15 protein-coding genes, 1 tRNA gene and 2 riboswitches are annotated in these 16,149 nt (G+C 71.8%); of the genes, 8 read left to right on the forward strand and 8 right to left on the reverse strand.

Annotated elements, in window-relative coordinates; translation table 11 throughout:
- Positions 1-165: 165 nt before the first annotated feature.
- From ASF44_RS26925 to ASF44_RS26940, 5 genes are all read right to left on the reverse strand, one after another.
- Complete coding sequence (locus tag ASF44_RS26925; RefSeq protein WP_056902364.1) at positions 166-483, reverse strand: hypothetical protein; 318 nt, start codon at positions 481-483, stop codon at positions 166-168.
- 194 nt (positions 484-677) lie between these two features.
- Positions 678-754: transfer RNA gene (locus tag ASF44_RS26930), tRNA-Arg, on the reverse strand.
- A complete protein-coding gene (locus ASF44_RS31335) occupies positions 732-1,532 on the reverse strand; it encodes a hypothetical protein (protein WP_082525078.1) in 801 nt (266 codons plus the stop codon). Before ASF44_RS31335 ends, ASF44_RS26930 begins: the two co-directional genes overlap by 23 nt.
- Positions 1,533-1,557: 25 nt before the next feature.
- On the reverse strand, positions 1,558-2,520 hold the full coding sequence (locus tag ASF44_RS26935; RefSeq protein WP_056902365.1) for a tripartite tricarboxylate transporter substrate binding protein: 963 nt from the start codon (positions 2,518-2,520) through the stop codon (positions 1,558-1,560).
- Between the two features lies 1 nt (position 2,521).
- Entirely contained in the window at positions 2,522-3,523 is a 1,002-nt protein-coding gene (locus tag ASF44_RS26940; protein ID WP_056902366.1) for a tripartite tricarboxylate transporter substrate binding protein, read from the reverse strand.
- Between the two features lie 106 nt (positions 3,524-3,629).
- Between ASF44_RS26940 and ASF44_RS26945 the strand changes: the two genes are divergently transcribed.
- From ASF44_RS26945 to ASF44_RS26980, 8 genes are all read left to right on the forward strand, one after another.
- Positions 3,630-4,535 carry a LysR family transcriptional regulator gene (locus ASF44_RS26945; protein ID WP_056902367.1) on the forward strand — a complete coding sequence of 302 codons (906 nt, stop codon included), beginning with the start codon at positions 3,630-3,632 and terminating at the stop codon, positions 4,533-4,535.
- A 91-nt stretch (positions 4,536-4,626) separates the two neighbouring features.
- Positions 4,627-5,829, forward strand: a complete 1,203-nt coding sequence (locus ASF44_RS26950) for a CaiB/BaiF CoA-transferase family protein (protein WP_056902368.1) — start codon at positions 4,627-4,629, stop codon at positions 5,827-5,829.
- 27 nt (positions 5,830-5,856) lie between these two features.
- Positions 5,857-5,965: riboswitch (TPP riboswitch) on the forward strand.
- Positions 5,966-6,048: 83 nt separating this feature from the next.
- On the forward strand, positions 6,049-7,899 hold the full coding sequence (gene thiC, locus ASF44_RS26955) for a phosphomethylpyrimidine synthase ThiC (RefSeq protein ID WP_056902369.1): 1,851 nt from the start codon (positions 6,049-6,051) through the stop codon (positions 7,897-7,899).
- The gene (locus tag ASF44_RS26960) at positions 7,899-9,002 is read left to right on the forward strand and encodes an FAD-dependent oxidoreductase (RefSeq protein WP_056902370.1); all 1,104 of its coding nucleotides are present in this window, start codon (positions 7,899-7,901) and stop codon (positions 9,000-9,002) included. Before thiC ends, ASF44_RS26960 begins: the two co-directional genes overlap by 1 nt.
- Positions 8,999-9,214 carry a sulfur carrier protein ThiS gene (thiS, locus tag ASF44_RS26965; protein WP_235579369.1) on the forward strand — a complete coding sequence of 72 codons (216 nt, stop codon included), beginning with the start codon at positions 8,999-9,001 and terminating at the stop codon, positions 9,212-9,214. Before ASF44_RS26960 ends, thiS begins: the two co-directional genes overlap by 4 nt.
- Before the next feature lie 3 nt (positions 9,215-9,217).
- Complete coding sequence (locus ASF44_RS26970) at positions 9,218-10,042, forward strand: thiazole synthase (RefSeq protein WP_056902372.1); 825 nt, start codon at positions 9,218-9,220, stop codon at positions 10,040-10,042.
- Positions 10,039-11,622 (forward strand): bifunctional hydroxymethylpyrimidine kinase/phosphomethylpyrimidine kinase, encoded by a 1,584-nt coding sequence (locus tag ASF44_RS26975; RefSeq protein ID WP_056902373.1) that lies wholly within the window; start codon positions 10,039-10,041, stop codon positions 11,620-11,622. Before ASF44_RS26970 ends, ASF44_RS26975 begins: the two co-directional genes overlap by 4 nt.
- Positions 11,623-11,693: 71 nt before the next feature.
- A riboswitch (cyclic di-GMP riboswitch) is annotated at positions 11,694-11,788 on the forward strand.
- A gap of 137 nt (positions 11,789-11,925) precedes the next feature.
- Positions 11,926-13,542 (forward strand): methyl-accepting chemotaxis protein, encoded by a 1,617-nt coding sequence (locus tag ASF44_RS26980; RefSeq protein ID WP_056902374.1) that lies wholly within the window; start codon positions 11,926-11,928, stop codon positions 13,540-13,542.
- Between the two features lie 51 nt (positions 13,543-13,593).
- Here ASF44_RS26980 and ASF44_RS26985 read toward each other — a convergent pair whose 3' ends face one another.
- Genes ASF44_RS26985 through ASF44_RS26995 form a run of 3 tightly spaced genes read right to left on the reverse strand, consistent with a single transcriptional unit; the run spans position 13,594 to position 16,133 of the window.
- Complete coding sequence (locus ASF44_RS26985) at positions 13,594-14,286, reverse strand: glutathione S-transferase family protein (RefSeq protein WP_056902375.1); 693 nt, start codon at positions 14,284-14,286, stop codon at positions 13,594-13,596.
- 10 nt (positions 14,287-14,296) lie between these two features.
- A complete protein-coding gene (locus ASF44_RS26990; RefSeq protein ID WP_056902376.1) occupies positions 14,297-15,382 on the reverse strand; it encodes a phosphotransferase in 1,086 nt (361 codons plus the stop codon).
- A 31-nt stretch (positions 15,383-15,413) separates the two neighbouring features.
- A complete protein-coding gene (locus ASF44_RS26995; RefSeq protein WP_056902377.1) occupies positions 15,414-16,133 on the reverse strand; it encodes a Crp/Fnr family transcriptional regulator in 720 nt (239 codons plus the stop codon).
- Between the last annotated feature and the right edge of the window lie 16 nt (positions 16,134-16,149).

The following is a 16,149-nucleotide window of genomic DNA, read 5'->3' on the forward strand; positions in this document are numbered from 1 at the left end:
GCGGCGCAACATGGCCGCTGGTCCAGGATTCGCTCGCTCAACGCGCGCTTGTTGTGATATTAGCGCACGCGAAACAGCACAAGTCAGTGGGGCGATCCGGCATGCCGCGCGGTATGGTGGCACCGGCCCGGGCAACCGCGTCGGCGGGGCGCTCCGGGCGGCTTTTCACGCATCCAGCGGGTCGTACCGCGAGACCACCCAGGGCAGGCCGGAACGCTCCGTGAGCTCCTTGTGTCCTTCGGCCTCGGCCTGGGCGCCGGCGATCTCGGCCAGCGGGGCCACCACGCGTTCCAGCGCCTCGATGCCCTCGAAGGCCCGCATCGACAGCTGCAGGAAGGCCGGTGTCAGGCGGCGCGCATCGTGCAGCTGGATCAGGTGGTCGATCAGGTCGGCCGCCAGGCCGTCCAGTTCGGGCGGGACGGCGATGGTGCCGAGAAGGCGTTGGCAATGTTCGAGGCGGGTGCGGATTTCAAGACTCTGCATGGTGCCCGGCGACTGTATGCGCGGCCATGCGGGCCGCGCCCGCCCGAGCCTGCCTGCGGTCGCCCCGGCGGCACCGCCGGGCGCGTTTGCGCGGGGAGCGCGCAGCACGGGAGCGTGCGTCTGGCGATGGCGGCGTTCGTGTTCGTGGGGGGCGGGCCGATGGCGGCGCAGCCGGTGGGGCGGGCCTGTCCCGATGGCCTGCCCGACAGGAATCGAACCTGTGACCCACAGCTTAGAAGGCTGTTGCTCTATCCAACTGAGCTACGGGCAGATTGGCTTGCCGGGTGGTCCGGCGCCAGGGCCGCGATCATAGCCTCCTGGTATGCCTGGGCCTTGGGCGGCGTGAACAGCAGGATGCACTCCGCCCCCTGCGGCCCGGCCTGCAATGGCGGCGGCGCTTCGTCCGCCCACCAGGCCAGGCTGTCCCAGCGCTGCAGCGTGCGACCGCCTTGCGCCAGGCTGCCGCCCAGCACCACGGCGAACGTGCAATCAGTGGCCGGCGGCACGGCCGGCTGCAGCCAGGCATGCGGCGGCAGGCGGTGGACGCGGGCGCCCAGGCCGTCCTGCGCCACGGCGATCACGTCCTCGCTCTGGGGCGCCTGCAGGGCGGCCAGGGAGCCGGGCGGCATGCATGCGATGGGGCCGGCCTGCACATGGCGCTTGGGGCCGCGCACCATCTGCTCGCGTGCCTGCCCGGCCGGGATGGCGCCGCTTTCGCACACGGGCCGGATCGTGAAGTAGTGGATGCCTTCGGCCCCGGCCACCAGCGGGCCATAGCCGGTGTAGGCGCCAGCGTAGTGCACGGTGACCGGCGCCAGCGTGTCGCGGCCGATGGTGCCGCCGCCGTGCACGAACAGCTGGAACTGGTTCTGCCGGTGGAAGTGCGTGCCCAGCGTGCTGTGGGGCGCCTGCTCGATCAGCGAGATCGTGGGCGAGCGCAGCGGGTCGTCGCCGCTCTCCATCCATTCGCTCTTGAAGAATGGCACGCCCATGGCCGTGATGGCGCGGCGCTTCGATGCGCCATGCTGGCGGGTTCCGACATGGGTCATGCCAAGCTCCTGTGGATGGTGGTGTTCATTCTGGCCGGATGCCGGCCTGGCGCGCCACCTGCTGCCAGCGTGCGCTTTCCTGGGCGATGTACTGGGCGAAGGCCTGCGGCGTGGAGGGCGCGGCGGCCACACCCTGCCGGGCGAACTGCGCCTGCACCTCGGGCTGGGCCAGCACCCTGGCCAGCGCGCGTTCGAGCCGCGCCACGGCCTCGGGCGGGGTGCCGCGCGGCGCCACGATGCCTTGCCAGGAACTCACGTCGTAGCCGGCCAGGCCCGATTCGGCAACCGTCGGCAGCTCCGGCGCCACCGCCGATCGCGTGGCCGTGCTGACCGCCAGCGCACGCACCTTGCCGCTGCGTGCCTGCGGGTACAGCGTGGAGATCGGGTCGAACAGCACCTGCACCTGGCCTCCGATGAGGTCGGCGATGGCGGGCGCGCTGCCCTTGTAGGGCACATGCGTCATGCGGATGCCGGCCATGTGGTTGAACTGCTCCACCGCCAGCTGGACCGAACTGCCGGCCGTGCCGAAGTTCAGCGCGCCGGGCCGGTCGCGGGCCAGCGCGATGAGCTCGGCCAGGGTCCTGGCCGGCACCTCGGGATGCACGGCCACGAGCAGCGGCTGCAACGCCACCATGCCCACCGGCGTGAAGCTGGCCACCGGATCGTAGGGCAGCTGCGCGAAGGTGGCGCCGTTGACGGCCAGCGTGGAGATGTTGCCCATCAGCAGCGTGTGCCCGTCGGGCGCGGCCTTGGCGGCGATGCCGCTGCCCAGGATGCCGCTCGCGCCGGCGCGGTTGTCCACCACCACGCTCTGGCCCAGTTCCGTGCCCAGGCGGGCGGCGACGATGCGCGAGACCAGGTCGGTCACGCCGCCGGCGGGGAAGGGCACGATGAGCTGGATCGGCCGGCCCGTGGCGTCCTGCGCCAGGGCCGTGCCGCCGCACAGCAGCGCAGCGCCGTGCAGCAGGAAGGTTCGGCGGCCCCGCATGTCAGGCCACCTGCAGGCGCGCATCCTTGGCCACCTGCGTCCAGCGCGCGATCTCCTGGCGCACGTAGCGGTCGTAGGCCTCGGGCGTGCTGGTCACGGTGTCGGTGCCGAGCTCGGCCAGTTGCTTGCGCACGCCCTCGTTCGCCAGCACGTCTGCCATGGCCTGGTGCAGCCGCGCGACGATGGGCGCGGGCGTCTGCGCATGCACCATGAGCCCCTGCCAGGCGCTGGCCTCGTAGCCGGGCATCCAGCGCTCGGTGACGGTGGGCACGTCGGGCAGCGCGGGCAGGCGCTGCGCGCTGGTCACGGCCAGCGCACGCACGCGGCCGTCGCGGATGAAGGGCAGGGCGGAACTCATCGCATCCACGGCGAACTGGATCTGGCCGCCGGCCAGGTCCACCAGCGCCGGCGCGCTGCCCTTGTAGGGGATGTGCGTGGCCCGCAGCCCGTTGGCCTGCAGCAGCTGCACCGGGATCACGTGGGTGATGGTGCCGTTGCCGGCCGAGCCGTAGTTGTAGCGGTCCGGCGCCTGGCGCACGGCCTCGATGAACTCCTGCACGCTGTGCGCCGGGAAGGACGGGTGCACGATCAGCACCGTGGGCGCGGCCGCCGTCAGCGTCACGCCGCGCAACTGTGCCGGCTCGTAGGGCAGCTTGGGCGAGAGCGCTGCCGACAGCGCGAACGACGAGGTGTTGTAGAGCAGGGTGTGGCCGTCGGCAGGCGCCTTGGCCACCGCATCGGCCGCCAGCACCGCGTTGGCGCCGGGCTTGTTGTCCACCACCACGGGCTGGCCCAGCAGCGGCCCCAGGCGCGCGCCGACGATGCGCGCCACCACGTCGGTCGGGCCGCCGGCGGAAAAGCCGATGACCATGCGCAGCGGCTTGGACGGATAGCCCACCTGCGCCAGCACGGGCAGGGCCAGCGCGGCAGCGCCGCCGGCCAGGGTCTTCAAGGCGGTGCGGCGCCCCAGGGCTGGGGGTGGGGGCGCGGATCGGGTCGTCATGCCTGCTTGTCTCCGGATCTGTCTTGTTCGAAGACGCGATGCTATGCAGCCGCGCTCGAATCATAAAATTAATTATTCAGAGCCTGTCATAAGCAGAGAAGAGCCCATGATCGATGTGTCCACCCGCGTGCTGCGCGCCATGATCGCGCTGGACGAGCTGCGCCACTTCTCGCTGGCGGCCGAGCGCTGCAACGTCACCCAGTCGGCGCTGAGCCAGATGGTGGCCAAGCTCGAGCGCGACGTGGACCTGCGCCTGGTCGACCGCGACCGGCGCCGCGTCTCGCTGACGCCCGAGGGCGAGCGCTTCGTCGCGGTGGCGCGCCGCGTGATGGTCGACCTGGAGGAGATCGACGCCGACCTGCGCCAGCATGTGAGCCTGCACCGCGGCCGGCTGTCGATCAGTGCGCTGCCCTCGCTGGCGGCGCACTGGCTGCCGCCGCTGCTGGCGCAGTACCGCGCGCGCTTCCCCGAGATCCGCGTGGAGCTGTTCGACACGCCGCCCGAGCGCGCGCTGGAGCTGGTGCGCCAGCGCCGCGTGGACTTCGCGCTCACCGGCGTGGGCCCCGGCCTGGCCGGGCTGCAGAGCCAGCTGCTGTTCGCCGAGCGCTTCTACCTGGTCTGCCGGCACGACCACCGGCTGGCCGCGCGCAAGCGCATCGCGCTGGCGCAGCTGGCGGGCTGCGACCTGATCCGGCTGATCCGCACCGGCAGCATCGCGCAGCACCTGGACCACGCGCTGCGCGCGGTGGCCGTGCGCGACACCGGGCTGGAGGTGGAGCAACTGGCCACGTTGTCGGGCCTGGTCGCCAGCGGACTGGGCGTGGGCATCGTGCCGCAGGCGGCGGTGGACTACTTCGACGGTGCGCGCGTGGCCATGGTGCCGATCAGCGACGCGCAGCTCACGCGTTCCATCTACATGGTCTGGCCCGCGGCCGGCGCTTGGTCGCCGGCGGCCAAGGGCTTCATCGAGCTGATGCAGGCCGGCGTGCCTCCGGCGGCGCGTGCCAAGTGATGGGCGTTGCTGATGACAGCCGCAGAATAATTAATTTCCCTTGCGGTGCGGGCCGGCCTAGCATGGCCGCCGACTTCCTGGCTCCGCACGCATGCAATCCACCACTTCGCAAACGCCGGCCGGCGCGCTGGACGGCATCCGCGTCCTCGACCTCACGAGCGTGATCATGGGGCCGTACGGCACCCGCATCCTGGCCGACATGGGCGCGGACGTGGTCAAGATCGAGCCGCCCGAGGGCGACACCTTCCGCCGCTACGGCCCGAGCCGGCACGCGGGCATGGGCGGCTCGGTGCTGAACCTGCACCGCAACAAGCGCAGCGTGGTGCTGGACCTGAAGCAACCCGCCGCGCGCGCCGCGCTCGACCGGTTGCTGGCCGGGGCCGACGTGCTGGTGCACAACCTGCGGCCCCAGGTGGCGGCGCGGCTTGGCCTGGACTGGGAGGGTGTGGCCGCGGTCAACCCGCGCATCGTGGTCTGCGCGGCGCGCGGCTTCGGCGAGGACGGGCCCTACGGCCACAAGCCCGCCTACGACGACCTCATGCAGGCCGGCTCGGGCTTCGCGGCGCTCAACGCGCAGCTGTACGGCACGCCGCGCTACGCGCCCACGGCCTGGTGCGACAAGATCGCTGGCCAGGCCATCGCCTACGCGGTGCTGGGTGCGCTGCTGCACCGCGAGCGCGGCGGCAGCGGCCAGCAGGTGGAGGTGCCGATGTTCGAGACCGCCATCGACTTCATGCTGGTCGAGCACCACGGCCCGGGCGCCTTCGAGCCGCCGCTGGGGCCCATCGGCTTTCCGCGCCAGCTCTCCCCGCAGCGCAAGCCCTACCGCACGCGCGATGGCTGGGCCTGCATCCTGCCGTACTCCGACCGCAACTGGCAGGACTTCTTCGCCTTCGTCGGCCAGGCGCAGTGGCTGGAGGACGCGCGCTTCGCCGATGTGGCCCGGCGTGTGGAGCATGTGGACGCGCTCTACGCCATCGTCGAGGCCTGCGCGGCCGAGCGCAGCACGGCTGAGTGGGTCGCCTTCTGCGACCGCGTGGGCATTCCCTGCATGCCTGTGCTGGGTTTGGAGGAGCTGCAGCACGACGCCCATGTGCAGGCCGTGGGTCTCATGGGCACGGCCGAGCATCCCACCGAGGGCCGCTACCAGGCGCTGCGTTCGCCGCTGCGCTTCTCGGCCACGCCCTATGCCTTGCAGCGGCATGCGCCGCGCACCGGCGAGCACACGGCCGAGGTGCTGCGCGAGGCCGGCCTTTCGGCCGACGAAGTGCAGGCCTTGCTCGCCGCGCATTGACACCGCTTGCGCCACGCCGCTAGACTCGCCCCCGCTCCGGGGTGCACGTATGGCGTGCTGAGATGGCGAACCTGATCGCCGGAACCGCGAACTTGATCTGGGTCATACCAGCGTAAGAAGAGCTGCAGTGCCGTGGTGCCTGCGCGCGCCCTCATGGCGCGCGTGCGCGCATCCCGGCCGATGCGGAGCAATCCATCCAACGCCAAGGAGATTGCCCGCATGAACGCCCCCGACCGCCACGCCGTCCCGCTCGCCGAGCGCCTTGCGCTCACGCGCGAACCCTTCCCCGGCTCGACCAAGGTCTACCTCGAAGGCTCGCGCCCCGACCTGCGCGTGCCCTTGCGCGAGGTGCTGCTGACCAACGGCGAGCGCATCCACCTCTACGACACCTCCGGGCCCTACACCGACCCGGCGGCTGCCATCGACGTGCGCAGCGGCCTGCCCGCACTGCGTGCGCCGTGGCTGGACAGCCGCGGCGACACCGAGACCTACGAGGGCCGCATCCGCCAGGCCCTGGACGATGGCGGCAAGGACGATGCGCGCCTGGCCCAGTTGCGCGCCGAGGCCGCAGCGCTGCAGCGCGCCCCGCGCCGCGCCAGGGCCGGTGGCAACGTGACCCAGATGCACTACGCCCGCCGCGGCATCGTGACGCCCGAGATGGAGTACGTGGCGCTGCGCGAGAACGGCCGCCGCGAGTGGATGGCCGAGTACCAGCGCGATGCAGGCCGCGAGCGCCGCCTGGCCGGCAACCCGCTGGGTGCCGCGCTGCCGAAGGGTCCGATCACGCCCGAGTTCGTGCGCGACGAGGTGGCGCGCGGCCGCGCCATCATCCCGGCCAACATCAACCACCCCGAGGTCGAGCCCATGGCCATCGGGCGCAACTTCCTGGTCAAGATCAACGCCAACATCGGCAACTCGGCCGTGACCTCCAGCATCGAGGAGGAGGTCGACAAGCTGGTCTGGGCGATCCGCTGGGGCGCGGACAACGTGATGGACCTCAGCACGGGCCGCAACATCCACACCACGCGCGACTGGATCGTGCGCAACAGCCCGGTGCCCATCGGCACGGTGCCGATCTACCAGGCGCTGGAGAAGGTCGGCGGCGTGGCCGAAGACCTGACCTGGGAGATCTTCCGCGACACGCTCATCGAGCAGGCCGAGCAGGGCGTGGACTACTTCACCATCCACGCCGGCCTGCGCCTGCCCTTCATCCACCTGACGGCGGACCGCATGACGGGCATCGTCTCGCGCGGCGGCTCGATCATGGCCAAGTGGTGCATCGCCCACCACCGCGAGAGCTTCCTCTACACGCACTTCGAGGACATCTGCGACATCATGAAGGCCTACGACGTGAGCTTCTCGCTCGGCGACGGCCTGCGCCCCGGCTGCGCGGCCGACGCCAACGACGAAGCCCAGTTCGCCGAGCTGCGCACGCTGGGCGAACTCACGACGCTGGCCTGGAAGCACGACGTGCAGACCATGATCGAAGGCCCGGGCCATGTGCCCATGCACCTCGTGCAGGCCAACATGGAGGAGCAGCTCAAGCACTGCCACGAGGCGCCGTTCTACACGCTGGGCCCGCTGACCATCGACATCGCGCCGGGCTACGACCACATCGCGAGCGCCATCGGCGCGGCCATGATCGGCTGGATGGGCACGGCCATGCTGTGCTACGTGACGCCCAAGGAGCACCTGGGCCTGCCCGACCGCGAGGACGTCAAGCAGGGCATCATCGCCTACAAGATCGCCGCGCACGCGGCCGACGTGGCCAAGGGACACCCGGGCGCGCGCGCCCGCGACGACGCGCTCAGCAAGGCGCGCTTCGAGTTCCGCTGGACCGACCAGTTCAACCTGGGCCTGGACCCCGACACCGCGCGCGAATTCCACGACGAGACGCTGCCCAAGGACGCCAGCAAGGTCGCGCATTTCTGCTCGATGTGCGGCCCCAAGTTCTGCTCGATGAAGATCACGCAGGAGGTGCGCGAGTTCGCGGCCAGCGGCATGGCGCAGAAGTCGGCCGAGTTCAAGGCCGGCGGCGGCGCGTTCTACATCCCGATCGACCAATCCTGATGGCCCGCATCGGCATTGCAGGCGCCGGCCTGCTGGGCCGGCTGCTGGCCTGGCGGCTGGCACGCGCGGGCGCGCAGGTGGCGGTGTTCGACGCCGCGCCCGGGCCGGCGCCGCAGTTCGACGCGCGGGGCCCGGCCGCGTTCAGCGCGGCCGGCATGCTGTGCCCGCTGGCCGAGCGCGACCATGCGGATGCGCGCGTGGCGGCGTGGGGCTGGCGTTCGATCGCGCTGTGGCGCGGCATCGTCGCCGAACTGCCCGCGCCGCGGCCGTTCTTCGCGGAACGCGGCAGCTTGCTGGTGGCGCACCGCAGCGACCTGGCCAGCGCGCAGCGCGTGCTGGCGCGGCTGGCCGACGAGACGCGCGCGGCGCCCGAGCCGCTGGACGCCGCCGCGCTGGCCCGGCTGGAGCCTGCGCTGCCGCCGCCGGCCCATGCCTGGCTGCTGCCGGGCGAGGCGCAGATCGATCCGCTGGCCACCATGGCAGCCCTGCATGCGTCGGCCGAGGGCGTGGCCTGGCACTGGCAGCGGCCGGTGGCGCGGGCGCTGCCGGGGCGGCTGCAGTTCGAGGACGGCAGCGGTGCGGCCTTCGACTGCGTGGTCGACGTGCGCGGCCTGGGCGCCCGCCACGGCACGCCGCTGCGCGGCGAGCAGACGGAGTGCATGCCGCCGCGCGGCGAGCAGACGGAGTGCATGCCGCTGCGCGGCGTGCGGGGCGAGACCGTCTGGCTGCACGCCCCGGGCCACGGCCTCACGCGGCCCGTGCGCCTGGTGCACCCGCGCCACCGCGTGTACCTGGTGCCGCGCCCGGACGACCTGCTGTTCCTGGGCGCGACCGAGATCGAGAGCGAAGACCGCTCGCCGGTCTCGCTCAAGAGCGCGGTGGAGCTCATGAGCGCGGCGCACAGCGTGCTGCCCATGCTGGCCGAGGCGCGCATCCTGCGGCTGGACCGGCACCTGCGTCCGGCGCTGCCGGACCACCTGCCGCGCACCGCGCACGAAGACGGGCTGCTGCGCATCAACGGCCTGTTCCGCCATGGCTGGCTGATGGCGCCCGCGCTGGTCGAGGACGCCCTCGCGCTGCTGGCGCAATGGCAGGCCGCATGACGGCAGTCACCGTGCAGATCGTGCTGGACGGTGCGCCGCATGCGCTGCCGGCCAGCACCACGCTGGCCGCGCTGGTGGCCGCGCTGGGCCACCGGCCCGAGGCCGTGGGCACGGCCGTCAACGGCGTCTTCGTCGCCCGCGGCCACCGCCACGACCACGCATTGCAGGACGGCGATGCCGTCGTGCTGTTCCAACCCATCACCGGAGGATGAGCCATGCATGACGCTGGACCACCGAACGACGACAGCTGGCAGGTCGCCGGCACCACGCTTGCCAGCCGCTTCCTGCTCGGCACGGCCGGCTATCCCTCGCCCCAGGTGCTGGGCCTGGCCATCGAGGCCTCCGGCGCCCAGGTCGTCACCGTGGGCCTGCGGCGCGCACTGGCGGCCGGGGGCGACAACGGCTTCGTCGCCACCGTGCGCGAGGCCGTGCAGCAGCAGGGCGCGCGCCTGCTGCCCAACACCGCCGGCTGCCGCACGGCGCGCGAGGCCGTGCAGCTGGCGCAGATGGCGCGCGAACTCTACGGCACGCCCTGGCTCAAGCTCGAGGTGGTGGGCGACGAGCACACGCTGCAGCCCGACCCGTTCGAGTTGCTGCAGGCCGCGCAGCAGCTGGTGCGCGACGGCTTCGTGGTCTGGCCCTATTGCACCGACGACCTGGTGCTGTGCCGCCGCCTGCTGGACGCGGGCTGCCCGGTGCTGATGCCCTGGGGCGCGCCCATCGGCTCGGGCCAGGGCCTGTTGAACCCCTTCGCGCTGCGCACGCTGCGCGAGCGGCTGCCCGATGCCACGCTGATCGTCGACGCCGGCATCGGCGCGCCCTCGCACGCGGCGCAGGCGCTGGAGCTGGGCTTCGACGCGGTGCTGCTCAATTCGGCCGTGGCGCAGGCGCGCGACCCCGTGCGCATGGCCGGTGCGTTCCGCGCGGCCGTGCAGGCGGGCAGGGCGGCCTGGCAGGCCGGCGTGATGGCGCGCCAGGACTTTGCCGTGCCCAGCACGCAGGTCGGCGGCGCGCCGCTGCTGATCGGGGGCATGGCATGAAGCGCGTCTGGAGCATCGCCGGCACCGACAGCAGCGGCGGCGCGGGCCTCGCGGCCGACCAGCGTGCGCTGGATGCCTGGCCCGGCACGCACTACTGCGGCGTGGTGGCCGCGGTGACGGCGCAGAACTCGCAGGCCGTCACGCGGGTCGAGGCGGTCAGCCCGCAGCTGCTGCAAGCCCAGCTGGCCGCGCTGGAGGCCGACATGCCGCCGGCCGCGCTCAAGACCGGCCTCCTGGCCGACGCCGCGCAGATGCGCAGCGTGGCCGCCTGGACCGACCGCCTGCGCGAGGCCACGCCCGGCCTGCCGCTGGTGGTCGATCCGGTGCTGGGCGCCAGCAGCGGCGCGAACTTCGCCGACGATGCCGCCGTGGCCGGCTACCGCGCGCACCTGCTGCCGCGTGCCACGCTGGTCACGCCCAACCGGCGCGAGGCCGCACGCCTTCTGGGTTGGCCCGCGCTGCGCCGCGACGAGGTGCCAGCTGCCGCGCAAGCGCTGCGTGCGCTGGGCGCGCAATCCGTCTGCATCACGGGCGGCGATCCGGCCGACACACCCGACGACGCCACGGCGGCGGAAGCCGGGCTGGCGCTGGACTGGCTGGACAGCCCGCACGCCGGCGGCTGGCTGGCGCTGCCGCGCATCGGAACCGGCAACACCCACGCCACGGGCTGCACCTTCGCCAGCAGCGCGGCAGCGGCGCTGGCGCATGGTTTCGTCGCGGCCGACGCCGTGGTGCTGGCGAAGATGGCGGCCACGCACGCGTTGCGCCATGGCCATGCGGCGGGGCGCGGCCCGGGCCAGGTCCTGGCGCGCGCGGGTTTCCATGCCGAACCGGCGTTGCTGCCGCAGATGGGCTGGGACGCCGAGCCGGTGTTCGCCGCCGCACCCGCCGAGCGCGCGGCGCCGCTGGGCCTGTACGCCATCGTCGACAGCGCGGCGCGCGTGCAGGCCGTGCTGGCGTGCGGCGTGCGCAGCGTGCAGCTGCGCATCAAGCAGACCGAGGCGGCGACGCCGGCCTGGTGGGATGCACTGCACGCCCAGGTGGCCGAGGCCGCAGCGGCGTGCCGTGCCGCGGGCGCGCGCCTGTTCGTCAACGACCATTGGCGGCTGGCGGCCCGGCACGGCGCGCACGGCGTGCACCTGGGCCAGGAAGACCTGCTGGCGCTGGGCGCCGCCGAGCGTGCGGCCCTGCGTGCCAGCGGCCTGGCACTGGGCATCAGCTCGCACAGCCTGTGGGAGCTGGCCCGTGCGCGCAGCCTGTCGCCGGCCTACATCGCCTGCGGCCCGGTGTGGCCCACGTTGACCAAAGCCATGCCCTGGCGGCCCCAGGGCCTGGACAACCTGGCCTGGTGGTGCGCCATGGCCGGCGCACCCGTGGTGGCCATCGGCGGCATCCTGGAACACGCGCAGATCGGCGCGGCCGCCGCGACTGGGGCCGACGGCATCTGCGTCGTGCGCATGCTGGGCGACGACCCGGCGGCCACGGTGCCGGCCATGCACGCCGCGCTGGCCAGCTATCGGGCCGACGCGGCCCTGGCGGGCGCTGCCATGGCCTGGCCGCACCCCAGCCTTGCGGCTTGATGGGCGTCAAACTGTTTCTCTGAATCAACAAATGGGCGAACTCATTTGATTCATATTTAGTGCACTGTTAGACTTCCCGACAGCAAACGCAATGAGAGTTGCGCACGCAAAGCCACAGGCCCTCAGCCGGCGCACGCGCGCCGGGTCGGGCAGCTGGGTTGCATCCCACAGGGGTCACCGGGGATCGGGCACCGTGCGCGCGTCTTGCGTTGCACTGGTCGACCGTCCTCAACCCGCAGGGATTCCCATGCACTTACTTGCCCTTTCTCCCGCCCTGCGCGCCGCGCGCCTGGAGTGCCAACCATGAGCGGCCTGCGCAATCTGCGCATCGGCGCGCGGCTGGGGCTGGCGTTCGGCGTGATCCTGTTGATCGTGGCGGCCAGCGCGGCCATGGGCGTGTGGCGGCTGGAGCAGTCCGATACCGCCACCCAGCAGCTGGGCACGGTGGACAAGGAGCGGCAGGAGGTCGCGATCCGCTGGCGCCAGACCATCGACCTGAACTGGGTGCGCACCGAGGCGGCGCTGCTGGATTCGGACACCACGCACATCCCGCGCTGGCAGGCCGACATGGACAAGACCTCGCAGGTCACGGCGGCCTCGCGCGAGCGCCTGCACCAGCTGGTACAGACCGAGACCGGCAAGCGCATGCTGAAGGACATCGACGACCGCCGGGAGGCCTACCGCACGCCGCGGGCGGCGCTGGTCAAGCGCCGCCAGGCCGGCGAAGATGTCTCGGCCGAGCTGGAGCGCACGCTGCGCCCGCTGGCCGCGGCCTACAGCGACAGCATCCTGACGCTGGAAAAGCGCCAGCAGGAGCTGTATGCCGAGGCGCTGCGCGACGCCGCGGACGCCGCCGCGCAGGGGCAGACGGTGCTGGTCACCAGCGGCATCGCGGCGGTGCTGCTGGGCGCGCTGTTCGCCTGGACCATTTCGCGCTCGATCACGCAGCCGCTGGCCCAGGCCGGCGTCGTGGCGCGGCGCATCGCCGACGGCGACCTCACGCAGCCCGTGCACGTGGAGGGCCGCGACGAGGCCGCCGACCTCGCCACGGCGCTGCGAGACATGCAGCAGCAACTGGCCAGCGTGGTGGCCGGCGTGCGGCGCAATGCCGATGGCGTGGCCACGGCCAGCGCGGAGATCGCGCACGGCAACAACGACCTGTCGGCGCGCACGGAGCAGCAGGCCTCGGCGCTGGAGGAGACGGCCGCGTCGATGGAGCAGCTCAGCTCCACCGTGCGGCAGAACGCCGACAACGCGCGCCAGGCCAAGAGCCTGGCCGAGAACGCATCGAGCGTGGCCGGCCGCGGCGGCGATGTGGTTGCGCGCGTGGTCGACACCATGAAGGGCATCGACGAGAGCTCGGGCAAGATCGCCAGCATCATCGGCACCATCGATTCCATCGCGTTCCAGACCAACATCCTGGCGCTGAACGCGGCCGTCGAGGCGGCGCGCGCGGGAGACCAGGGCCGCGGCTTCGCGGTGGTGGCGAGCGAGGTGCGCAGCCTGGCCGGCCGTTCGGCCGAGGCGGCGCGCGAGATCAAGGCCCTGATCGGCACCAGCGTGGAGCGCGTGCAGCAGGGCACGGTGCTGGTGGGCGAGGCCGGCAGCACCATGCAGGAGGTGGTCCACGCGATCCAGCGCGTGAGCGACCTGGTGGGCGAGATCAGCGCGGCCAGCAGCGAGCAGAGCGCGGGCGTGTCGCAGGTGGGCGAGGCCGTCACGCAGATGGACCAGGCCACGCAGCAGAACGCGGCGCTGGTGGAGGAATCGGCCGCCGCCGCCGACAGCCTGCGCGGCCAGGCCGAGCAGCTGGTGCAGGCGATGGCGGTGTTCAAGCTGCGCGCGGGCGGGGCGCACGGCGCCGCAACGGAGCCGAGCCTGGGCTATGGGGGCCAGCCGGCCCTGCTGGGCGCGGCCTGACGGGGCCACGCACCGGCTGAGCGCTTCGAGGATTCAGCGCGGCCGGCGGCTTCAGCGCCGCTGGTACTGCGTGGCGCCGAACAGGTTCTCGCGCGCCTTGCCGTCGGTGATGGGCTTGCGCAGGTCGGCCAGCACGGCCATGCCGCGCTGCACGGCTGGGCGCCCCGCGATGCGGTCGAACCAGGCCTTCAGGTGGGGGTAGTCGGCCCAGGCGATGCCCTGGTTCTGCCAGTTGCGCAGCCAGGGAAAGACGGCGATGTCGGCAATGCTGTAGTCGGGCCCGGCGATGTGCGCGCTCTCGGCCAATTGCCGGTCCATCACGCCGTACAGGCGCCGCGCCTCGTCGGTGTAGCGCTGGACCGCGTAGCCGATCTTCTCGGGCGCGTACTGCCGGAAGTGGTGGTTCTGGCCCAGCATGGGGCCGACGCCGCCCATCTGGAACATTAGCCACTGCAGCACCGCATAGCGGGCACGGTCGCCCTCGGGCAGCAGCTGGCCGGTCTTGCCGGCCAGGTACAGCAGGATGGCGCCCGATTCGAACAGCGTGACGGGCTGGCCGTCCGGCCCGTCGGTATCGACGATGGCCGGGATCTTGTTGTTGGGACTGATGCGCAGGAAGTCGGGCTGGAACTGCGCGCCCGCCCCGATGTCGACCGGCACCACCGCGTAGGGCAGGCCGCACTCCTCCAGCATGATGTGGACCTTGTGGCCGTTCGGCGTGGCCCAGCTGTAGAGCGTGATCATCCGTAGCGGTTCAGGCCTGCTGCGCGAACTTCCAGGCAAGTTCGGCGAGCGGGCGGGCGCCGGCACCGGATGTGGCGGCGCGTTCGCTGGAGGCCGTGCCCGATTCGGCCCGCTTGGCGATGCCCTGCAGGATCGCGGCCAGGCGGAACATGTTGTAGGCCAGGTAGAAGTTCCAGTCGCGCGCGAGTTCTTGCGGGGTGGCGAAGCCGGTGCGCTCGCAGTAGCGCGCGATGTAGTCGGCCTCGGCCGGGATGCCCAGCGCCTTCAGGTCGAGCCCGGCGATGCCGCGGAACTGGCCGGGGCTGATGTGCCAGGACATGCAGTGGTAGCTGAAGTCCGCCAGCGGGTGGCCCAGCGTGGACAGCTCCCAGTCCAGCACCGCGACGATGCGCGGCTCGCTGGCGTGGAACATGGTGTTGTCCAGCCGGTAGTCGCCGTGCACGATGCTCGTGAAGCGCTCGTCGCGCGCGCTGGCGGGCATGTTGCGCGGCAGCCAGTCGATGAGCTTGTCCATTTCGGGGATGGGCTGCGTGATCGAGGCGACGTACTGCTTGCTCCAGCGGCCGATCTGGCGCTCGAAGTAGTTGCCGGGCTTGCCGTAGCCCGCGAGCCCGCGCGCGGCGAAGTCCACGCTGTGCAGCGCCGCGATCACGCGGTTCATCTCGTCGTAGATGGCGGCGCGGCCGGCCGGCTCCATGCCGGCCAGGCCCTGGTCCCAGAGCACGCGACCTTCCTTGAACTCCATGATGTAGAAGGCGCGGCCGATGACGGATTCGTCATCGCACAGGCACAGCATGGCTGGCACGGGCACGTCGGTTCCGGCCAGGCCGCGCATGACGGCGAACTCGCGCTCGATGGCGTGGGCCGAGGGCAGCAGCTTGGCCACCGGGCCGGGCTTGGAGCGCATCACGTAGCGCTGCGTGGGCGTGGTGAGCTTGTACGTGGGGTTGGACTGCCCGCCCTTGAACAGCGCGACCTCCAGCGGTCCGGCAAAGCCGGGCAGCTGCGCGGCCAGCCAGTCGGTCAGCCTTGCGGTGTCGAAGGCGTGCTGGCCGCTGACTTCCTTGGTGCCCTCGAAATGGTCGAATTCGCTCATGCGGGTTGTCTCCCTGTGTCGGTGTTGTGGTTCAGCGGTCGGAGTCGACGATGCGCATCAGCGCATCGCGGTCGCGCACGATGAGGCCGGTCGCTTCGATGCGGATGGCGTCCTCGCGCTCCATGGTCTTGAGTTCCTGGTTCACGCGCTGGCGCGAGGCGCCAAGCAGCTGGGCCAGCTCTTCCTGCGCCAGCTGCAGGCTGATGCGGACCTCGTTGCCGTCTTCCAGGCTGGGCACGCCATAGCTGCGCACCAGGTGCAGCAGCTGCTTGGCCAGCCGCGCGCGCAGGGGCAGGGTGTTGAGGTCTTCCACCAGGCCGAAGAGCAGCCGGATGCGGCGCGACTGCAGCCACATCAGCGCCTCGTAGAGCTCGCTGTGCGCGGCCAGGATCTTCTTGAAGTCGGCACGGGCCACGCAGACGATGGTGGTGGCGCCATGCGCATAGACGTCGTGCGTGCGGCGGTCGCTGTCGAAGAAGGCCACGTCGCCGAACCAGATGCCGGGCTCCACGTAGGTCAGCGTGATCTGCTTGCCCGAGATGGAGGTGGAGCTCACGCGGGCCGCGCCCTTGGCACAGGCGATCCACTCTTCCGCGATGTCGCCGCGGGCGGCGATCAGTTCGCCGTTCTTGTAGCGTCGGACATAAGCGCATCGAAGAATGTCGTGCCGCAGCGAGGGGGAGAGGGATGAAAACCAGCGCCCGGCGTTGATCGCTTCGCGCTCGGCGATGTTAAGAATCGGTTCGTCCATGTTCTGTCTTTTGGGT

Origin of the sequence: Pseudorhodoferax sp. Leaf274 (genome assembly GCF_001422445.1) — a bacterium.
In the GTDB taxonomy this organism is placed as follows: Bacteria; Pseudomonadota; Gammaproteobacteria; order Burkholderiales; family Burkholderiaceae_C; genus Pseudorhodoferax.

Excerpts from the sequence above, each read along its gene's own strand:
- thiC (WP_056902369.1), top strand. The coding sequence starts at position 6,049 with ATGAACGCCCCCGACCGCCACGCCGTCCCGCTCGCCGAGCGCCTTGCG.
- ASF44_RS26970 (WP_056902372.1), top strand. The coding sequence starts at position 9,218 with ATGCATGACGCTGGACCACCGAACGACGACAGCTGGCAGGTCGCCGGC.
- ASF44_RS26945 (WP_056902367.1), top strand. The coding sequence starts at position 3,630 with ATGATCGATGTGTCCACCCGCGTGCTGCGCGCCATGATCGCGCTGGAC.
- ASF44_RS26935 (WP_056902365.1), bottom strand. The coding sequence starts at position 2,520 with ATGCGGGGCCGCCGAACCTTCCTGCTGCACGGCGCTGCGCTGCTGTGC.
- ASF44_RS26950 (WP_056902368.1), top strand. The coding sequence starts at position 4,627 with ATGCAATCCACCACTTCGCAAACGCCGGCCGGCGCGCTGGACGGCATC.
- ASF44_RS26985 (WP_056902375.1), bottom strand. The coding sequence starts at position 14,286 with ATGATCACGCTCTACAGCTGGGCCACGCCGAACGGCCACAAGGTCCAC.
- ASF44_RS26960 (WP_056902370.1), top strand. The coding sequence starts at position 7,899 with ATGGCCCGCATCGGCATTGCAGGCGCCGGCCTGCTGGGCCGGCTGCTG.
- ASF44_RS26975 (WP_056902373.1), top strand. The coding sequence starts at position 10,039 with ATGAAGCGCGTCTGGAGCATCGCCGGCACCGACAGCAGCGGCGGCGCG.
- ASF44_RS26990 (WP_056902376.1), bottom strand. The coding sequence starts at position 15,382 with ATGAGCGAATTCGACCATTTCGAGGGCACCAAGGAAGTCAGCGGCCAG.
- thiS (WP_235579369.1), top strand. The coding sequence starts at position 8,999 with ATGACGGCAGTCACCGTGCAGATCGTGCTGGACGGTGCGCCGCATGCG.
- ASF44_RS26940 (WP_056902366.1), bottom strand. The coding sequence starts at position 3,523 with ATGACGACCCGATCCGCGCCCCCACCCCCAGCCCTGGGGCGCCGCACC.
- ASF44_RS26980 (WP_056902374.1), top strand. The coding sequence starts at position 11,926 with ATGAGCGGCCTGCGCAATCTGCGCATCGGCGCGCGGCTGGGGCTGGCG.
- ASF44_RS26925 (WP_056902364.1), bottom strand. The coding sequence starts at position 483 with ATGCAGAGTCTTGAAATCCGCACCCGCCTCGAACATTGCCAACGCCTT.
- ASF44_RS26995 (WP_056902377.1), bottom strand. The coding sequence starts at position 16,133 with ATGGACGAACCGATTCTTAACATCGCCGAGCGCGAAGCGATCAACGCC.
- ASF44_RS31335 (WP_082525078.1), bottom strand. The coding sequence starts at position 1,532 with ATGACCCATGTCGGAACCCGCCAGCATGGCGCATCGAAGCGCCGCGCC.